Raw genomic sequence first — 15484 nt, 5'->3', positions numbered from 1 at the left:
CCGATGCATGATTGCCGTTTATTGAGGGGAGTGATCCGTTCCTCCCGTCCGGCCAATATTCCCACGCTGTTCACCAATGCGGCCGTGGCGTGGGCTGCCGTCCGGGGAGCGGAGCTGCCGCCTGCCGGCCTGTATGCGGGCGTGGTGCTGATGGGGGTGTGCTTTTATTTGTACGGCATGTGGGAGAATGACCGTGTGGATGCCAGGTGGGACGCTTCCCGTTATCCGGACCGTCCCGTGCCGTGCGGCGCGGTGAGCGTGTCCGTGCTGAGGCTGCTGTCCCTGGTGGCCGGGCTGTCCGGCCTGGTGCTGAATATGGCGCTGGGCGGGGAGTTTGCCGCGGGCGCTGTGCTGCTGATCGTGATTTCCCTGTACAATATGTTTCACAAGTTGTGGAGCGGCTCCGTTTTTCTGATGGGGCTGTGCCGCGGGCTGTGGGTGCTGGCCGCCGGGCTGGTGTTTGCCCATGCGGCCGGGGAACCCGTGCTGCCCGCGTCCCTGCTGTGGTATGCTTTCGGCCTGTTTGCGTTTACCTGCCTGATTTCCATGGTGGCCCGGCGTGAAGCGGGCAGGCCCCGGGTTCAGGCGGCCGTGGTGCTGCTGCTTTCCGGCATGTGCCTGTTTGATGCGGTATGGCTGTTGTGCCTGGGTTCCCTGCTGTGGATCGGCGCCGTTTTATTGTGGGCCGGAACGCGGCTGCTGCAGAAGCTCGGCTGCCGGGCTACATAGGTTTGGATTGAATTTACATGGAAAGTGTGCATCATCTGACGCGAGAAAGTGGGTTATGAATGAATTGATCATCAAGATAGGGCCGTTGTTCTGGGTTTTAAGCATTCTGGCCGTGTACGCGCTGGCGGTTGTTGCGGAGCGGATTTTATATTTCCACAGGATTCAGATTAATACCGGGGATTTTTTAAGGGGCATTTCCAAGCTGGTGAATGCCGGAAAGACGGATGAAGCCCGGCATGAGGCTTCCATTCTGCCTGGCCCGGCGGCCCGTGTGGTTGCCTCCGTGCTGGCGCATGCCGGATTGCGGCGTGAAGAGCTCCGGACCGTGGCGGAGGATTCCGTGCAGATGGAGGTGTTCCAGATTGAGAAGAATATCCGCGGCCTCCTGGTGGTGGCTACGGTGAGTCCGCTGATAGGCGTCCTGGGGACGATTCAGGGGCTGGTGGGTTTTTATTCCCAGCCGGGCCTCCTGGAAGGGAAGGCCCCCACCCTCGCCATGTCGGACGCCGTTTACCAGGCCCTGCTGAGCTCCGCCCTGGGGCTGAGCATTGCGATTCCCGCTTATTTGTTTTATTCCTACCTGGCTTCCCGCTCCCGCCAGATCGTGCATTCCCTGGAACGGGCCGGCACGGAGGCCGTGTGCCTGGTGTGCGACGCCCGCCAGAGGCGCGAGGAGGGAGAGAGCATGGCCGGACGGGGAGTGTAAGCGTAACAGGGAAGGAAAAAAGGCATGCAGATCAAGACGCGCTCAACGTTGCCCACCGGGGCGTTTTTCATGCAGGTGGTCGTCCTGCTGGATTTGGTCGTGCTTGTTTGCGTGCTGACGATCATGACTTCCCGCGTGGGAATGGCGTACGGGTATGAGGTGAAGGCCCCGTCCTCCCGTTTCCTGATGAATATTGTGGGGGATGTGGAGTTTATTTCCGTCACGGCCGGCGACCAGCCCGCTTTTTACATTGGGAACCGCCTGATTGAAGGCGGCCTTCCCGGCGTTTCCGCAGAATTGGACCGGATTTCCCGGGAGAACGAGGGGGATGGAGGGGGACGCGTGGGGATTGCCTTGCGGCTGGATTCCGCCGTTTCTCGGGCTCTGGAACAGCAGTTGGTGGATATGGTGCTTGCCAAGGGAATGACGTGCTATATTGCCGCGGAGCCTGCGGATTGATTTTTTTCCATTCTGCCGCATGAAGCTGAACAAAAAGAGCCGGGCCAAGATTTTCGACCTCCACGTGGGGTTGACGTTTGACTGGCGGGAGACCGGCATTTTGCGCTGGCGCATTTTGCTGTGGATGCTTTTGTTCGGCGTTTGCGCATCCGTGGCCGCCGTGTTTGTCCATGTGGAGGTGCCGGGAGTCCGCCGCCGGGGGGACCAGCCGGGCGCCGTGGTTCTGCTTCCTGCGGATAATCCGCGCCTGCACCAGTATGTGCTGCGCAATACTCCGCTGCCCGTAAGGGGCCCCGTCTGGGCTGATCCGGTGACAGCCGGCCCGATCGGGGAAACGGGCGTGACTCTGCCTTCCCTGCGCTCCGCCGATACGCCTCTGGCTCCTCTTCCCCCCGTGTCCGTCCCCACCGTGGCGGACCAGGTGTGGCGCATGTGGCAGCATCCGGATTTCCATATACGCGCCATGATGAATCCTTCCCTGGATGTTTCCGGCACGTGCATTCCCTACCTGTCTTTTTGTTCTCCGGGGCTGGACGGCCGGATTGTTACAGCCGGCTCCCTGTCCGGTTTTTCCAGGAGCGAGGACCATACGGGGCTGAGAAGCGAGTTTTTTGTGGTAGTGGACGTATGGGGCGTTCCCTCCCAGGTGCTGCTGCTGGAGTCTTCCGGCAGCAATGGAGCGGACGAGTCCGCCATGAGGTTTGCCCGCTCCCTGCGCTGGGTTCCGTCCCGGGAGCCGCGGAGCGGCACCATGTCCATTGAATGGAAGGAGGAAGAGCCGTGAGCATGACCCTTCACGATTTTTTGCTGCGCCTGTTTTTGCTGGCGTCCGGCGGTTTTTGCGCCGTAGTGTTCATTTGCCTGGCAACGGGGTGGGTACGGTCTTTCCTGGACCGGAGGCGCAAGGTACGGTGCCGGATATGCGGGTTCCGGTTTTATGTGGAGGACGGGAATTCCCATGCGGAGTGCCCGCATTGCGGCGCGGCCAATAGAAAAGGCTGAAAAAAGCCCTGGGCGGGAGATCGCGCAGGGCAGTGGGGCCGGATTAATAAATCCGCAGGGATTCTTCATCAATGGGGAGCGAGTCCATGCCCAGGTCTTCCGCGCCGTGCGTTCCCATTTCCTCCCGCACATGGATGACGTCCACCCGGCTGCTCTTGCCTTCACCGGAACGGTAGCGGATGCGCGGTTCCCTGATGACGACGGTGTTGCCGCCCATGGCGGCAGCCTCCCTGGTGAAGTAGTCGATCAGTTCCTTGTCTTCCATGGAGACATGGACAATGCGCCCTTCAGGACCGTTAAAGTGCCCTACGTTGGTATATTCCCCCATGGGGTATTCATCAATGACCAGAACTTCGTTCTGAGGGATGGGCGCACGCGGCGGGCCGGAAGTGACCGGCGTCCACGCATTGGGTCCCGAGGGGGAGGAACAGGCTGCAATCAGACTTGTAATGAGGCAGAAGGCCAGACTGAAAAAAGGCGCTTTCATGGTTGTCCTGCCGTCAATAATCGGCAGGCGGCACAAAAATGCAACGGTAAACTTCGTTGCCGTCATGAAAGATTTGCACCATGACACGTTCCGGAGTTCTTTTAACGCAGTAGGAGTCGTGCTCTTCCGGAATGGGGGGTGCGTAACGGCGCGTGCCGCGGCGTGCAAAGACATGCTGGCGGAATACTCCCACGACGGCATGATTGCTCATTTTGACAATGGTATAGTAGTCGCTGGTAGGCAGGGTGATGGAAGGTGGAACGTCTTTGGCACTCACGGGCGGGATTATAGAGGGCGGCTGAAAACAATGTCGAACCTGAAATGTGGCATGGGATCACGTCCGGAACGTTGGCGCGCTAGTCCGTCCGCCCCATCATTTCCCGTGTTTCCTGGATGGTGCGGGCCTGGGCCTGGCGAGCGCTCATCATGGTGGGTTGTTCAAAGCTCTGCCGCTTGGCTTCAATGTCCCGGTTGACGGTGCGTCCGAGGTGTTTGTCCGCCTCCTTCCAGGAGCGGCCCTGAAGGTCGGATTGCTGCGTGGCGTATTGTTTGGAGGCATCTTGCCAGGACTGGGTATTCACGCCCTTGGCCCGGGCAATGAAGTCCGGTGTTTCCAGTTTTCCATCCGTGAAGGATTTGACGCCGTCCCATTTCCTGGTTTCAAACTGTGTGGCGGCTCCGTCAAATTTCTTTTTTTCAAAGGCGGTGGTTTCAAAGGCCTTTTTCTCAAATTGGGACATGTCGCCGTTGTACCGGAGTCCTTCAAAGGAGCTCCGTTTCTGGGAGACCATCTTGGTGTTGCCTTCCTTGTCCGTCTGCTGGCCGAAGCCGCCGGCGAATTTCGCCTCCAGGGCATCCATCAGCTCCGCGTCCGTTTTTGCCGAGTCCGGGCGCTGTTTGGGCTGAAGGCTGGTGGTCACCGTACGTTCGGTGGCGCAGGAGCAGAGCCCTGCGGCGGCGATCAGGAGAATGTGCTGTATCCGGAACATGCTCACGGTTCCCTATATTCCCGATTGCCGCGCAAATTGCAAACAAAAAGGCGCCTCCATCGCTGAATGGAGACGCCCGGTGTAATTTGTCTGGTCCCTGCGGGGATTACTTGGAGGCGGTCAGCTTGGCGACCTGGTCCTTCAGTTCCTTGCCGACCTTGAATTTGACGACGGAGCGGGCCGGAATCGGCACGTCCTGGTCAGGATTCTTGGGATTGCGGCCTACCTTGGGCTTCACTTCCTTCACCTGGAAGGTACCAAAGTTGCGAATCACCACACGGTCACCTTCCGCAAGTGTGCTGGAGATAATGTCCACGGCACGCTGTACGATGTCGAACACTTCAATCTGGGTGAAGTTGGTTTCGGCGCTGATCTTGTTAACGAGGTCTCGTTTTGTTAATGTTTTAGCCATATGGAGTGCAGAATGATATGAATGTATGAGTTTTATAGTTCAGCGTGCGTGATTTGTCTCCTAAAAAATCACACAATCCGTGGCATGCTTGATTTTTGCGTCCTCAACCGCGTGATGCGGGGATTTTGCTTGACCGGAACGGTTTGAATGCTTCCATTATTCCCCGCCGGGCGTTCCGGCGCCGGGAGGGAGCATATGCGCACCACGTTTACAACCATGCTGACTGACGCTCAGGCCGGAAGGCTTGAGTCCATTCTTGAGGGAAAGGGGTTTGAAAGAAGGGAGGTTCCCTACGCGCGCTTTTCCTTTGCCGGGCCTTCCCTGCTGGTGACGGTTTATGAGAAGAAGAACAAGCTTCTTCTGCAGGGGAAGGGAACGGACGATTTTATAGAGTTTACGCTGGAGCCGCAGGTGACCGGCCTCCTGTCACTGCCGGAGGAAGCGGAAGAGGATGAGGGGGGTAAGGGAGCCCATTTCGGCATTGACGAGAGCGGCAAGGGGGATTATTTCGGCCCTCTGGTGGTGGCCGGTGTTTATGCGGACGGGCGCATAGGCGCCGCGCTGCGCAAGCTGGGCGTCTGTGACAGCAAGCTGGTGGGTTCTTCCGCCAGAATCCGTTCCCTGGCGGAAGGGATACGCAGGGTGCCCGGCATCCGGTTCCATCTGGTGAGCATCGGCCCGGAGAGGTACAACCAGCTTTATCCGGAGTTCAAGAATTTGAACCGTTTTCTGGCCTGGGGGCATGCCACGGTGATTGAGGGCCTGGCGGCCAAGGTGCCGGACTGCCCCATGGCTCTGAGCGACCAGTTTGCCAATCCGTTTGTACTGAAAAGGGCCCTGGCGGCCAAAAAGCTGTCCATCAGGCTGGAACAGCGCGTCCGGGCGGAAAGTGACGTGGCGGTGGCCGCGGCGTCCATTCTGGCGCGCGAACGTTTTGTGAACTGGATGGATGCGGCGGGAGAGGCCGCCGGCATGAAGCTGCCGCTGGGGGCTTCCGGCCAGGTAGTAAAGGCCGCTCGCCAGTTGGTGGCCCAGCATGGGGAGCAGATGCTTCCGAAGGTGGCCAAGATGCATTTCAAGACCACGCAGAACGTGCTGAAGTGAAGGGTCAGGCCGGCGTGGCGTAGGGCGGCGCTTCCCTTTTCCATTTCCCGTCTCCCACGGAGAGGACGGTGATTCTGACCCTGTCCAGTCCGTGGTGTTTCATGTCCAGCCGTTCTGCAGCTTTTTCACTCAGGTCAATGATGCGGTTTTTGATGAAGGGGCCCCGGTCGTTGACGCGCACTTTCACGGTTTTTCCCGTGCGGAGGGACTGGACGAGCACCTCGCACGGGAGGGGCAGGGTGGGATGCGCCGCGTGCAGGTGCCAGGGGCGCACGTTTTCCCCGATGGCCGTTTCTCCGCTGACGAGCCCCCACAGCGCGCATTCATTATAATGGGAGGCGATGCCCGTTTGTTCATAGGACAGCGCCTGTTCCACGCTCATGGGGTGGTAGCGGTGGCCCCGGATGGTGTAGGGGCGGGTCATGTAGCCCGTATAGTCCCGGCTTTTGGGTGAGGAGGAGCAGGAGGCCAGCCATAACAGCCCGGCCAGCATGGCCGCTCCCCTGATGATGCCCGTCTGCATGCCTTATTATATGGCCGGGAAGATGGGGTAATGCAAGACGCCGATGCGTTTTCCCGCTCCGGAGAGGACGCCGCCGCCGGGAATGCTGGCGTGTCTGCGGCAGCCGGGCCGCAGGGACAGGGAGAGGGACGGAATGGCCTTTGCCGATCTTGTTTTGATTTTGGTTGACTTGACTGGGCCGCTTGCGTAGCGTTGGTGCGATTCTGGGAACTTACTACAAATAATAGATAACATAATGAGCAGACAGGCATTTTATCCGCATCTCTCAGTGGATTGTGTGTTGATCGGGTTCGATGAGGAAGGGCTGAAGGTCCTTCTGGTTGAAAAGACACATGTCGCACCCGGCCATACCGGCGCTATTTCCAAGCTGCCCGGTGATTTGATTTATGAGGAGGAAGAACTTGACGCCGCCGCACGCCGTATCCTGTTTGACATGACCGGCATGTCTTCCCCCCATTTGGAGCAGTTCCATACCTTCGGCGCGCCGTCGCGCATCAAGAATCCGGCGGACAGGGAGTGGGTGGAAGCCGTCTCCGGCCAGAAGATAGGCCGCCTGGTGACGGTGGCTTACATGGCCATGCTGAGGATTTCCACCAAGCTGCGCAAGCTGATGGAGAGCCACAAAACCCGCTGGGTGCCCGTGGACGGCCTGCCGGAGCTGGCGTTTGATCACCGGGACATTATTGATCTGGCTCTGGAGAGGATACGTTCTTCCGTGAAGAAGGAGCCCGCGCTGATTTACGACATGCTGCCCGCCAAGTTTACGGCGCTTCAGCTCCGGCGGCTGAATGAGGAGATTCACGGCAAGCCCATGGACGTGCGCAATTTCCACAAGAAGATCGCCTCCCGTCCCTACATTGTGCCGCTGGATGAGAAGGAGGAGGGCGTGGCCCACCGCGCCGCGCGCTATTACCGTTTTGACCGCAAGATTTACAACCGCCTTTATTACCGGAGCTGATGCCCTCCGGCTGTCCGGGTGCGGCCGTTCCGCCTTGCCGGGCCTCTTCCCGCCATGTTTGCGGGGAGGGGCTCTTCTCATTTGACAGAGTCCGTTTTGTAACGCATCTTATCCGCACGTTGATTCCCATGACAGATCCGGCCTTCATTCCAGACGATTTTTTCAAGGTGCTGGCGCCTTCCGATATTTTTGGAACGGACGGCCCGTTTGAAGTGGATCTGGGCTGTGGAGACGGAGGGTTCCTGCTCCAGATGGCGGCCCATTATCCGGAACGCCGTTTTCTGGGCATTGAGCGGCTGTTGGGCCGCGTGCGGGGCGTTTGCTCCCGGGCAGCCGTCCGCGGCCTGGAAAACGTGAAGGTGCTCCGGGTGGAGAGCCGTTATTTCCTGGAATGGATGGTGCGGCCCGGCTGCGTTTCCCGGCTGCACTATTTGTGCCCGGACCCGTGGCCCAAGGAGAGGCACCACAAGAACCGCCTGGTGCAGGATGATTTTCTGCCCGTGCTGCACCGTTCCCTGGCGGACGGCGGGGAATTCCTGTTTAAAACGGATCATGAGGAGTATTTCCTGTGGGTGCTGGACCATGTGGCGCGCAGCGGCCTGTTCAGCAGGTCCGGTTGGGAGGATGATGAGTTTTTTTATCCCCGGACGGATTTCCAGCTTCAATGGGAGTCCATGGGAAAACCGATTTACCGCGCCCGCTTCATTAAATTGCAGAAAGCCTGATTCCGATGCCTTTTACACTTCACCAGAAAGATTCCTCCACGGCTGCGCGCCTGGGCACGCTTGATTTGCCGCACGGCCGGGTTCCCACCCCCATCTTCATGCCGGTGGGAACGCAGGGTTCCGTGAAAACCATGCATCCGCAGGATTTGGAGACGCTGGGGGCCCGGATTATTCTGGGGAATACCTACCATTTGTCCCTGCGTCCCGGTTCCGCCCTGATCCGGGAAATGGGCGGCCTGCACCGGTTTTCCTCCTGGAACCGCCCCATTCTGACGGATTCCGGCGGTTTCCAGGTCTGGTCCCTTGCCAAGCTCCGCAAGATTACGGAGGAAGGGGTGCGCTTCCAGAACCATCTGGACGGCGCGTACATGATGCTGAGTCCGGAGCGTTCCATGGAGATCCAGGCGGACTTGGGCAGTGACATTGCCATGCTGTTTGACGAGTGCCCCCCTTATCCCTGCGACAGGAAGTATGCGGAAGCCTCCCTGGGCTATACGCTCCGGTGGGCGCGCCGCTGCAAGGACTGGGTGCAGGAGCACCGGCCCCGTTCCGGGGAAGGGCGTCAGCACCATTTCGGCATTGTGCAGGGGTCCGTGTATGCGGATTTGAGAAAGAGGTGCGCGGAGGAACTGGCCGCCATGGAGTTTGACGGTTATGCCATCGGGGGCGTTTCCGTGGGAGAGCCGGAGGAAGAGATGCTCCGGGCCATCGACCATTCCGCACCCTGGCTGCCGGAGGACAAGCCGCGGTACGCCATGGGGCTGGGCACGCCTCCCCAGCTATTGGAGATGATCGCCCGCGGCGTGGACATGTTTGACTGCGTGATGCCTACCCGCCTGGCGCGCCACGGCGTGGCCCTGACTCCGGACGGCCCCATGCATATCAAGAACCAGCGCTGGGCGGCGGATTCCCGCCCGATCGACCCGGAAGGGCATCCGCATGTCACACAATTCTCCCGCGCTTACGTGCGCCACCTGTTCAAAGCCGGTGAAATACTCGCTTTAAGATTGCTTTCTTTCCAGAATCTGGAATTCTATCTCCGGCTAATGGCTCAGGCGCGTGAGGCCATAGCCGCCGGCACGTTCGGCTCCTTCAAGGATTCATTCATCGCGCGGTACAAAGCAAACGACATTTTATGAATATCTTCATGTTAGCACAGGCTCAGGATGCGGCGGCCGCCGCCGGACAGGAACCCTCCAATATGTTCCAGCAGATTCTCAGCAGCCCCATGTTCATGTTTGTGATCATCATCGTCCTGTTCTGGGTGATGCTGATCCGCCCCCAGAGAAAGGCCCAGAAGGAACAGCAGGCACGCATCGCGGCCCTGCAGCGCGGGGACAAGGTGGTCACGAACGCCGGGCTGCACGGATTTGTGGAAAAGGTGAATGACCGCACCGTCTCCCTCAAGATTGCGGAAGGCGTGGTGGTTGAACTGGAAAAGAACGCCATCGTTCAAGTGGAGAAGTAAGGTTTTCCGCCTTCCGTACGTTTTCAGCATCCGCCCGTGTCGCCTGACGGCAAGGGCGGATGTTTATTTTTGAAACCGTCTTTTCCCGGCGGGGTTAATAAGAATGATCATGAGATTGCCTCACACGTTCATCCTGTCCTGTTCCGCGGTGCTGGCGTTCGGTTTTCTGCCGCCTGCGGCAGGTCAGACCGCGGCTTCCGTAGACCGCAGGGAAGAGGAGCCTGTTCCCAGGCCCGGACTGGAATGTCTTCAGGTAACCCTGCTGATCCGCCAGATGGTTCTGGACCGGTATGACAGCACAGGAACGGGCATTTTGTCCGAACAGGACAAGGCCCGGCTGGTGGAGGATGCGCGCGCTGCGCAAAGGGAAGCCCGGAAGAAGTTCCTGATGCAGTTTGACAAGGATGGGGACGGAAAGCTTTCTCCGGAAGAGTACAAGGCCTTCCGGGAGCATGTGGAGAAACGCCGCGGTTCCCGCAGGCCGGACGCCGCCCCGGACAAGCGGGGCGAGCTGCCCCCTCCTCCCCCCCCTCCCGGCGAAGGGCGGGAAATGCCCATGGTGGAAATCCGGACGGCGGCCCGGAAGCGCTTCATGGTGGCTCCCGGCCTGTTCCTGCTGACCCGGAACATGCTGATGCAGAAGTATGACGCCAACGGAAACGGCCGCATTGATCCGGAGGAGCATGCCGCTGTCATGAAGGATGCGGCGGCTCTGTACCGGGCCAGAATGAAGGAGATGATGGACCTTTACGACCTGGACCAGGATGGCGTGCTCAGCCCGGTGGAGAAGGAGCAGGCTCTGGCGGACAGCCATAAGGACAGTCCCCTGTATGCCATGGAGGAACCGGACGACATTGACCTGTTCATCCGGGCGAATATCAGTGAAGTGCTGCTGAAGGAGGCTCCCGTGAACAGCGGGGAGGAAAAGGAGAAGGGCACGGAATAATTTTATTCTTCATGATGGAGAACCCTCTGGAACCGGAACAGGCCTTCCTGCAATATCTGGAGGTGGAAAAGCAGGCCTCCCCCCATACGGTGGAGGTATATGCCCGCGCGCTGCGCCAGTTCCGGGCCTGGGCGGCCGGGGTGTTCACAGGGTGGGAAAACTGTACTCCGGACCAGATGAGGGACTGGCTGTTCCAGGAACTGAAGGATGAGGCCGCCACGGCCTCCATCCGCCTGAGGTTTGCCGCCCTGCGCAGTTTTTACCGTTTCATGATGCGGCGGCGCAGCCTGGAAGCGAGCCCGATGACGGGCGTCTCCCTCCCCAGGAAAAAGAAAAACCTGCCCGTTTTCCTGACGCTTAACCAGATGCTGGAATTGCTGGAGCTGCCGTACAAGACGCCTGTTCCTGCGAATGCCCCCGCGTGGCTTCCCTACCGTGACGCGGCTATTCTGGAACTTTTTTATTCCTGCGGGATGCGCCTGAGTGAACTGGTGGGGCTGGACGTCAGCAGCGTGGACCACCGTTTCCGGGGGGTGCGCGTGATGGGAAAGGGGCGCAAGGAGCGCATTCTGCCTGTGGGCGCTCCTGCGCTGGCGGCTCTGGAGGCCTATGCCTCCATGGCCTGCCTGCCTAAGAATTCCCCCCTGTTTGTCTCCCGTATAGGAACCCGGCTCAGCGCGCGCGCCGTTCAGATGATGCTGGACAAGTACGTGAAGCTGTCTTCCATTCCTTTCACCATTTCCCCCCACAAGATCAGGCACACGTTTGCCACGCACATTCTGGATGCCGGGGCGGATCTTCGTTCCGTCCAGGAACTGCTGGGCCATGCCTCCCTGTCCACCACTCAGATTTATACGCATGTGACGCGGGCCAGAATGGCGGAAGTTTACAGGCAGGCGCATCCCAGGGCATAAGGCCGTTTTATCCCATGACGGAAGAACTCATATTCGCAGGAATCCTGCTGCTCTCCCAGGCGTCTCCGGGCCCTGACCAGGCTTTTGTCACCCGGAGCACCCTGGCTTACGGCTTTGGCGCCGGGGTGATGGCGGCTCTGGGCATTGGAACAGGGGTGGTCGCCCACGCGGCGCTGGCTTGCACGGTGGGGGCTTCCGTTTTTCACAGCTCCCTGGGGCTGGTGCTTTTCTGTGCCGCCTCCTGCTGGATGCTGTACCTGGCGTGGAAGATATGGCCGCGGGGGAGGAAGGGCAGCCTTGCCGGGAGCGGGGATATTCCCCCGGCTTCCGGCATTTACCGGGATGCCCTGGTGACCAACCTGATGAACCCCAAGGCCACGTTCTTCTTCGTGGCCCTCTCCGCCCCGCTGCTGGAAAAGAATCATGACCCTTCCTATGCCCTGTTCCTTGGCGCATTGATCGTGGTGACTGGGACGGCGGGGTGGATTCTGTGGGCTCTGGTTTTCCGCTGGCAGCCTATCCGGTCCTTTTATGACCGGCATGCCGGAGGGGTGGATGGAGTGCTGTCTCTTGTGCTGGCGGGGTTCGGCCTCAGCATGCTGTACTCCTTCGGGCGCATGGCGGTGGAAAGTTTTTCCTGATGCGGAGATGGGAGGGAACGGCTTTTTTCTCGGAAAAATAACTCTGGTATTGACAATGACTCCATTATATCGCATACATCTGCACCCGCTGTGGGGAGCTGAACGCGCACGCATGTGAGTGACAAGGCGCGCAAGTTCCCCATTAACACCTTTTACTTATAATTGATATGGCAGTAGCAATCAGACTCAACCGTCAGGGTTCCAAGGACCGTCCTTACTATAAAATCGTAGTTGTCGACAGCCGTGCTCGTCGCGACGGCCGTTACATCGAACAAGTGGGCTCCTATGATCCCATGAAGGAAGGCGTCAACTACACCATCAACCTGGAAAAGGTTGACAAGTGGCTTGCCAACGGCGCGCAGCCCTCTGAAACGGTCAATTCCATGATCCGCAAGGCCCGCAAGGCCTAAGCCCGGTTCTTCATCATCTTTCCTGAAGGCGTTCCTCTGACGGGGACCGCCTTTTGTTGTTTCTTGCGCTGATGCGGGAGAATTGTCAGGTGGCATCCCTGCGTCGGGAATCTCCCGTACATAGAAAAACGGCCCGGCGTCACTGCCGGCGGGACTGGAACACCCTGGCGGATTCCAGAATGCCGAACGCGATCTCATGAATGTGAAGATTGGCCGTGTCAATGGTTAGGTGCGCCGTTTCCCGGTAAAAATCATGCCGCTCTTTCATGAGGCGCCCCAGCACGGCTTTGGGATTGGGCTGCTGGAGCAGGGGGCGGTTGGTGCATCTGGAAATGCGCTGGTACAGGGTGTTCACATCCGTATGAAGCCAGACGACGAAGCCCAGCTTTTTCAGCAGGTCCCGGTTTTCCGGCCTAATAGTGATGCCGCCGCCTGTTGAAATAATGCGGCTTTGCCTGGCCACCCCATGCAATTGGCGCAGAATTCCGGTTTCCAGGTCACGGAAATGTGATTCTCCATGAGCCTTGAAAATCTGCGGAATGCTCATTCCCGTCTGGTGCTCGATCATCTGGTCCGTATCCGTGAAACGAAGGCTCGTCTCCCGGTGCAATTCCTTCCCGATGGTCGTTTTGCCGCACCCCATCAGCCCGATCAGGATGATGTTTGGCAAGGATGTTGGCGCGGCCCCCTTCATGGCCTGATTGTACTCAATCCGGCGGCGTGAGAAAACAACTTTTTAGCCGTATGGCCTTTTCCGTCTCCTGCTTCCGCTCCGGGCGGAATGCCGCAATGGGAAGGGTCAAGGAGGCCCGGTTTGGCAAATAGGGGAAGGCCAGGAACCTTCATGTCCGGCTGAGATGCCGCACTCCCGCGAATTTGACGGCTTCTCCCCTCCGGGGAAGGAGGTCTTACTTGACGCAGGAGCTTCCTTCAGGCAAGGATAAGGCCATGCAAACCGAAATGTTCGAGGTAGACCCCCTGTCAGACAACCGCAAGCTGTATGTTCGTGCGGCGGAAGCGCTGGCTGCGGGAGCGCTGGTGGGAATCCCCACGGAGACCGTGTATGGCCTGGGAGCGGATGCCTTGAATCCGGAAGCGGTAGCCAGAGTTTTTGAAGCCAAGGGAAGGCCCTCCTTCGATCCCCTGATTATCCATGTTCATCATGGAAAGGAGGTGGACAAATACACCGCCATTCCGGAGGAACTGAAGGAACTGGTGCATACGCTGGCCTCCAAATTCTGGCCGGGGCCGCTGACGATGGTATTGCCGAAGGCGGACATCATCCCGGACATCGTGACCAGCGGCCTGCCTACGGTGGCCGTGCGCGTAAGCGCGCATCCCGCCATGCGCGGGGTGGCAAAAGCGCTGGGCCGTCCCGTGGCCGCGCCCAGCGCCAACCGCTTCGGCCATATCAGCCCTACTTCCGCCTCCGCCGTGCAGAAGGAGCTGGATGGACGCATAGAAATGATTCTGGACGCCGGAGCCTGCTCTGAGGGGCTGGAAAGCACCATCGTGCGTCCCATGCTTGACGAGAAGGGAAAGCCCGCGCTGGAACTGCTGCGTGAAGGTCCGGTGACCCGGGAGCAGTTCCGGAACCTGGTGAAGGTGGTGCGCCGCAAGCCTGCTGTCCGTCCCGTTTCGGAAGAAGCTCCGGCGGATGCTCCGGGCCAGCTCGGCAGCCATTACGCTCCGCGCAAACCCATGACGCTGCTGGAAGCCGGGGAAGAATTCGTGCCCGTGGAAGGAGTGCGGTACGGTCTGCTCTCCTATGAGGGAACGTCTGATCTTGCCCAGGAGGGCAGTTGGACGGAAGTGGTGGCCATGAGCCCCGGCAGCGGACGGCTGGCGGAGGCTGCCGTGCGCCTGTTTGCCCTGATGAGGCAGATGGATGAAAATGAAGCCATTGACGTCATCGTGGCGGAACCCGTTCCGGAAGCCGGGTTGGGCCGGGCCATCATGGACCGCCTGCGCCGCGCCTCCGCCGCCAGGGAATGACTTGTCCACGGCTCCCCGGATATGCTACAGTCACCGCGAATCCCTTTTTGAACTTATGGCCGCTACGTTATTTGAAAAAATCTGTTCCGGGGAAATCCCTGCGGACATCGTGTACCAGGATGAACAATGCGTCTGCTTCCGGGACATCAGCCCCCAGGCTCCGGAACACCTGCTGCTGGTTCCTCGCAAACCCATTCCCCGCCTTTCCGGTGCAGGGGAGGAAGACGCCGCCCTGCTGGGCCATATGATGCTGGCCGCCGGACGGATTGCACGGACCCTCCACCTGGATGAAAGCGGCTTCCGCCTGGTCATCAACAACGGCCCGGACGCCGGAGAGGCGGTACCCCATCTGCACATGCACCTGCTGGCAGGCCGCAAGCTGGAATGGCCTCCCGGTTAGGCCGGAGCGGAATTAGCGCCGCCGGTGGGAGGGAGGGGATGTGTCATTCCTGCCCTTTTCCGGGGATGGTGCCGCCCTGTCTGCTTGTCAGGCGTGGAGTCTGCCTGTAAGATGCATTCATGAAAAGATTGCTGGTAGAGCTTGAAAACTTGCCGGAAGCGGGGAAAAAATACAGCGGTGAGCTGGATTCCGAAATCTTCGGCATCGATGATGAAGAGGTTACTTCCATTGGGCCTCTTGCTTTTGACTTGCAGGTGCAGAGATTTGAAAACGAATTATTCGTACGGGGCAATATTTCCGCTCCGTTCAAATTCCGTTGCGTGCGCTGCCTGGGCTACTTTGACTACGTGGTGGAGGTAAGCGATTTTGCCGCCTCTTTTGAAATTGACGCACAGAGTGTTGTAGACGTTTCAGACTCCATGAGGGAGGAAATAGTCCTGGATTTTCCTGCCTATCCGAAATGTGCGGACGGAGGCATGGAAAATGACTGTATGGCGAAAACTCCATATTTTGGAGTGGACAAAGAGGGGGGAACGGGTGTAAACAGTTCTGCCCCGAGTAAGAATAGCGGCGTGTGGGACGCCCTCAATGAGCTGGGGGATCATCATTAATCACC

General features: G+C 59.2%; 22 protein-coding genes. 16 read left to right on the top strand and 6 right to left on the bottom strand.

Annotated elements, in window-relative coordinates:
- Window positions 1-3 precede the first annotated feature (3 nt).
- The 4 genes from J5W70_RS01570 to J5W70_RS01555 are packed head-to-tail and all read left to right on the top strand — an operon-like array spanning window position 4 to window position 2678.
- Complete coding sequence (locus J5W70_RS01570; RefSeq protein ID WP_022397802.1) at window positions 4-729, top strand: UbiA family prenyltransferase; 726 nt, start codon at window positions 4-6, stop codon at window positions 727-729.
- A gap of 55 nt (window positions 730-784) precedes the next feature.
- Window positions 785-1435 (top strand): MotA/TolQ/ExbB proton channel family protein, encoded by a 651-nt coding sequence (locus J5W70_RS01565; protein ID WP_022397803.1) that lies wholly within the window; start codon window positions 785-787, stop codon window positions 1433-1435.
- 24 nt (window positions 1436-1459) lie between these two features.
- On the top strand, window positions 1460-1894 hold the full coding sequence (locus tag J5W70_RS01560) for a hypothetical protein (protein ID WP_022397804.1): 435 nt from the start codon (window positions 1460-1462) through the stop codon (window positions 1892-1894).
- A gap of 19 nt (window positions 1895-1913) precedes the next feature.
- The gene (locus J5W70_RS01555) at window positions 1914-2678 is read left to right on the top strand and encodes an energy transducer TonB (RefSeq protein WP_022397805.1); all 765 of its coding nucleotides are present in this window, start codon (window positions 1914-1916) and stop codon (window positions 2676-2678) included.
- 261 nt (window positions 2679-2939) lie between these two features.
- Here J5W70_RS01555 and J5W70_RS01550 read toward each other — a convergent pair whose 3' ends face one another.
- The 4 genes from J5W70_RS01550 to J5W70_RS01535 all read right to left on the bottom strand — a co-directional run bounded on the left by J5W70_RS01550 (window position 2940) and on the right by J5W70_RS01535 (window position 4811).
- Window positions 2940-3383, bottom strand: coding sequence for a hypothetical protein (locus J5W70_RS01550; RefSeq protein WP_102721853.1), 444 nt, complete (start codon window positions 3381-3383; stop codon window positions 2940-2942).
- A gap of 13 nt (window positions 3384-3396) precedes the next feature.
- Window positions 3397-3660 (bottom strand): hypothetical protein, encoded by a 264-nt coding sequence (locus tag J5W70_RS01545; protein ID WP_102721852.1) that lies wholly within the window; start codon window positions 3658-3660, stop codon window positions 3397-3399.
- A gap of 79 nt (window positions 3661-3739) precedes the next feature.
- Window positions 3740-4372, bottom strand: coding sequence for a hypothetical protein (locus tag J5W70_RS01540; RefSeq protein WP_022397808.1), 633 nt, complete (start codon window positions 4370-4372; stop codon window positions 3740-3742).
- 106 nt (window positions 4373-4478) lie between these two features.
- Window positions 4479-4811 (bottom strand): HU family DNA-binding protein, encoded by a 333-nt coding sequence (locus J5W70_RS01535; protein WP_256150996.1) that lies wholly within the window; start codon window positions 4809-4811, stop codon window positions 4479-4481.
- A 189-nt stretch (window positions 4812-5000) separates the two neighbouring features.
- Between J5W70_RS01535 and rnhC the strand changes: the two genes are divergently transcribed.
- On the top strand, window positions 5001-5888 hold the full coding sequence (rnhC, locus tag J5W70_RS01530; protein WP_215832884.1) for a ribonuclease HIII: 888 nt from the start codon (window positions 5001-5003) through the stop codon (window positions 5886-5888).
- Window positions 5889-5892: 4 nt separating this feature from the next.
- Here the strand turns inward: rnhC and J5W70_RS01525 are convergent, their stop codons facing one another.
- Window positions 5893-6411, bottom strand: coding sequence for a septal ring lytic transglycosylase RlpA family protein (locus tag J5W70_RS01525; RefSeq protein WP_022397810.1), 519 nt, complete (start codon window positions 6409-6411; stop codon window positions 5893-5895).
- 235 nt (window positions 6412-6646) lie between these two features.
- Here J5W70_RS01525 and J5W70_RS01520 point away from each other — a divergent pair, with 235 nt between their 5' ends.
- The 8 genes from J5W70_RS01520 to rpsP all read left to right on the top strand — a co-directional run bounded on the left by J5W70_RS01520 (window position 6647) and on the right by rpsP (window position 12473).
- Window positions 6647-7369, top strand: coding sequence for an NUDIX hydrolase (locus J5W70_RS01520; RefSeq protein WP_022397811.1), 723 nt, complete (start codon window positions 6647-6649; stop codon window positions 7367-7369).
- A 128-nt stretch (window positions 7370-7497) separates the two neighbouring features.
- Window positions 7498-8094, top strand: coding sequence for a tRNA (guanosine(46)-N7)-methyltransferase TrmB (trmB, locus tag J5W70_RS01515; RefSeq protein WP_022397812.1), 597 nt, complete (start codon window positions 7498-7500; stop codon window positions 8092-8094).
- 5 nt (window positions 8095-8099) lie between these two features.
- Window positions 8100-9233 carry a tRNA guanosine(34) transglycosylase Tgt gene (gene tgt, locus J5W70_RS01510; protein WP_022397813.1) on the top strand — a complete coding sequence of 378 codons (1134 nt, stop codon included), beginning with the start codon at window positions 8100-8102 and terminating at the stop codon, window positions 9231-9233.
- A gap of 8 nt (window positions 9234-9241) precedes the next feature.
- A complete protein-coding gene (yajC, locus tag J5W70_RS01505; RefSeq protein ID WP_240454344.1) occupies window positions 9242-9562 on the top strand; it encodes a preprotein translocase subunit YajC in 321 nt (106 codons plus the stop codon).
- A gap of 109 nt (window positions 9563-9671) precedes the next feature.
- Window positions 9672-10508 (top strand): EF-hand domain-containing protein, encoded by an 837-nt coding sequence (locus tag J5W70_RS01500; protein WP_215832883.1) that lies wholly within the window; start codon window positions 9672-9674, stop codon window positions 10506-10508.
- An 11-nt stretch (window positions 10509-10519) separates the two neighbouring features.
- Entirely contained in the window at window positions 10520-11422 is a 903-nt protein-coding gene (locus J5W70_RS01495) for a tyrosine recombinase XerC (protein WP_022397816.1), read from the top strand.
- Window positions 11423-11436: 14 nt separating this feature from the next.
- Window positions 11437-12063 carry a LysE family translocator gene (locus J5W70_RS01490; protein WP_022397817.1) on the top strand — a complete coding sequence of 209 codons (627 nt, stop codon included), beginning with the start codon at window positions 11437-11439 and terminating at the stop codon, window positions 12061-12063.
- Window positions 12064-12230: 167 nt separating this feature from the next.
- Window positions 12231-12473, top strand: coding sequence for a 30S ribosomal protein S16 (gene rpsP, locus J5W70_RS01485; RefSeq protein WP_012419329.1), 243 nt, complete (start codon window positions 12231-12233; stop codon window positions 12471-12473).
- Window positions 12474-12612: 139 nt separating this feature from the next.
- On the opposite strand, the gene J5W70_RS01480 is transcribed toward rpsP, so the two are convergent.
- A complete protein-coding gene (locus J5W70_RS01480) occupies window positions 12613-13143 on the bottom strand; it encodes a shikimate kinase (protein WP_180973692.1) in 531 nt (176 codons plus the stop codon).
- A gap of 278 nt (window positions 13144-13421) precedes the next feature.
- On the opposite strand from J5W70_RS01480, the gene J5W70_RS01475 reads away from it, so the two are divergent.
- From J5W70_RS01475 to J5W70_RS01465, 3 genes are all read left to right on the top strand, one after another.
- On the top strand, window positions 13422-14468 hold the full coding sequence (locus J5W70_RS01475; RefSeq protein ID WP_022397819.1) for an L-threonylcarbamoyladenylate synthase: 1047 nt from the start codon (window positions 13422-13424) through the stop codon (window positions 14466-14468).
- Window positions 14469-14523: 55 nt separating this feature from the next.
- Entirely contained in the window at window positions 14524-14868 is a 345-nt protein-coding gene (locus J5W70_RS01470) for a histidine triad nucleotide-binding protein (RefSeq protein WP_022397820.1), read from the top strand.
- Between the two features lie 119 nt (window positions 14869-14987).
- Window positions 14988-15479: a YceD family protein gene (locus J5W70_RS01465; RefSeq protein ID WP_022397821.1), complete on the top strand. Its 492-nt coding sequence runs from the start codon at window positions 14988-14990 to the stop codon at window positions 15477-15479.
- Window positions 15480-15484 lie beyond the last annotated feature (5 nt).

This window comes from Akkermansia massiliensis, from assembly GCF_018847375.1.
Taxonomy (GTDB): Bacteria; Verrucomicrobiota; Verrucomicrobiia; order Verrucomicrobiales; family Akkermansiaceae; genus Akkermansia; species Akkermansia massiliensis.
Note: the sequence above shows the minus strand (reverse complement) of the source record. Positions and strands in the feature narration are given on the sequence as shown.

Excerpts from the sequence above, each read along its gene's own strand:
- J5W70_RS01570 (WP_022397802.1), top strand. The coding sequence starts at position 4 with ATGCATGATTGCCGTTTATTGAGGGGAGTGATCCGTTCCTCCCGTCCG.
- rnhC (WP_215832884.1), top strand. The coding sequence starts at position 5,001 with ATGCTGACTGACGCTCAGGCCGGAAGGCTTGAGTCCATTCTTGAGGGA.
- tgt (WP_022397813.1), top strand. The coding sequence starts at position 8,100 with ATGCCTTTTACACTTCACCAGAAAGATTCCTCCACGGCTGCGCGCCTG.
- J5W70_RS01555 (WP_022397805.1), top strand. The coding sequence starts at position 1,914 with ATGAAGCTGAACAAAAAGAGCCGGGCCAAGATTTTCGACCTCCACGTG.
- J5W70_RS01565 (WP_022397803.1), top strand. The coding sequence starts at position 785 with ATGAATGAATTGATCATCAAGATAGGGCCGTTGTTCTGGGTTTTAAGC.
- J5W70_RS01540 (WP_022397808.1), bottom strand. The coding sequence starts at position 4,372 with ATGTTCCGGATACAGCACATTCTCCTGATCGCCGCCGCAGGGCTCTGC.
- J5W70_RS01525 (WP_022397810.1), bottom strand. The coding sequence starts at position 6,411 with ATGCAGACGGGCATCATCAGGGGAGCGGCCATGCTGGCCGGGCTGTTA.
- J5W70_RS01560 (WP_022397804.1), top strand. The coding sequence starts at position 1,460 with ATGCAGATCAAGACGCGCTCAACGTTGCCCACCGGGGCGTTTTTCATG.
- J5W70_RS01500 (WP_215832883.1), top strand. The coding sequence starts at position 9,672 with ATGAGATTGCCTCACACGTTCATCCTGTCCTGTTCCGCGGTGCTGGCG.
- J5W70_RS01495 (WP_022397816.1), top strand. The coding sequence starts at position 10,520 with ATGATGGAGAACCCTCTGGAACCGGAACAGGCCTTCCTGCAATATCTG.
- trmB (WP_022397812.1), top strand. The coding sequence starts at position 7,498 with ATGACAGATCCGGCCTTCATTCCAGACGATTTTTTCAAGGTGCTGGCG.
- J5W70_RS01470 (WP_022397820.1), top strand. The coding sequence starts at position 14,524 with ATGGCCGCTACGTTATTTGAAAAAATCTGTTCCGGGGAAATCCCTGCG.
- J5W70_RS01465 (WP_022397821.1), top strand. The coding sequence starts at position 14,988 with ATGAAAAGATTGCTGGTAGAGCTTGAAAACTTGCCGGAAGCGGGGAAA.
- J5W70_RS01550 (WP_102721853.1), bottom strand. The coding sequence starts at position 3,383 with ATGAAAGCGCCTTTTTTCAGTCTGGCCTTCTGCCTCATTACAAGTCTG.
- rpsP (WP_012419329.1), top strand. The coding sequence starts at position 12,231 with ATGGCAGTAGCAATCAGACTCAACCGTCAGGGTTCCAAGGACCGTCCT.
- J5W70_RS01490 (WP_022397817.1), top strand. The coding sequence starts at position 11,437 with ATGACGGAAGAACTCATATTCGCAGGAATCCTGCTGCTCTCCCAGGCG.
- J5W70_RS01475 (WP_022397819.1), top strand. The coding sequence starts at position 13,422 with ATGCAAACCGAAATGTTCGAGGTAGACCCCCTGTCAGACAACCGCAAG.
- yajC (WP_240454344.1), top strand. The coding sequence starts at position 9,242 with ATGTTAGCACAGGCTCAGGATGCGGCGGCCGCCGCCGGACAGGAACCC.
- J5W70_RS01520 (WP_022397811.1), top strand. The coding sequence starts at position 6,647 with ATGAGCAGACAGGCATTTTATCCGCATCTCTCAGTGGATTGTGTGTTG.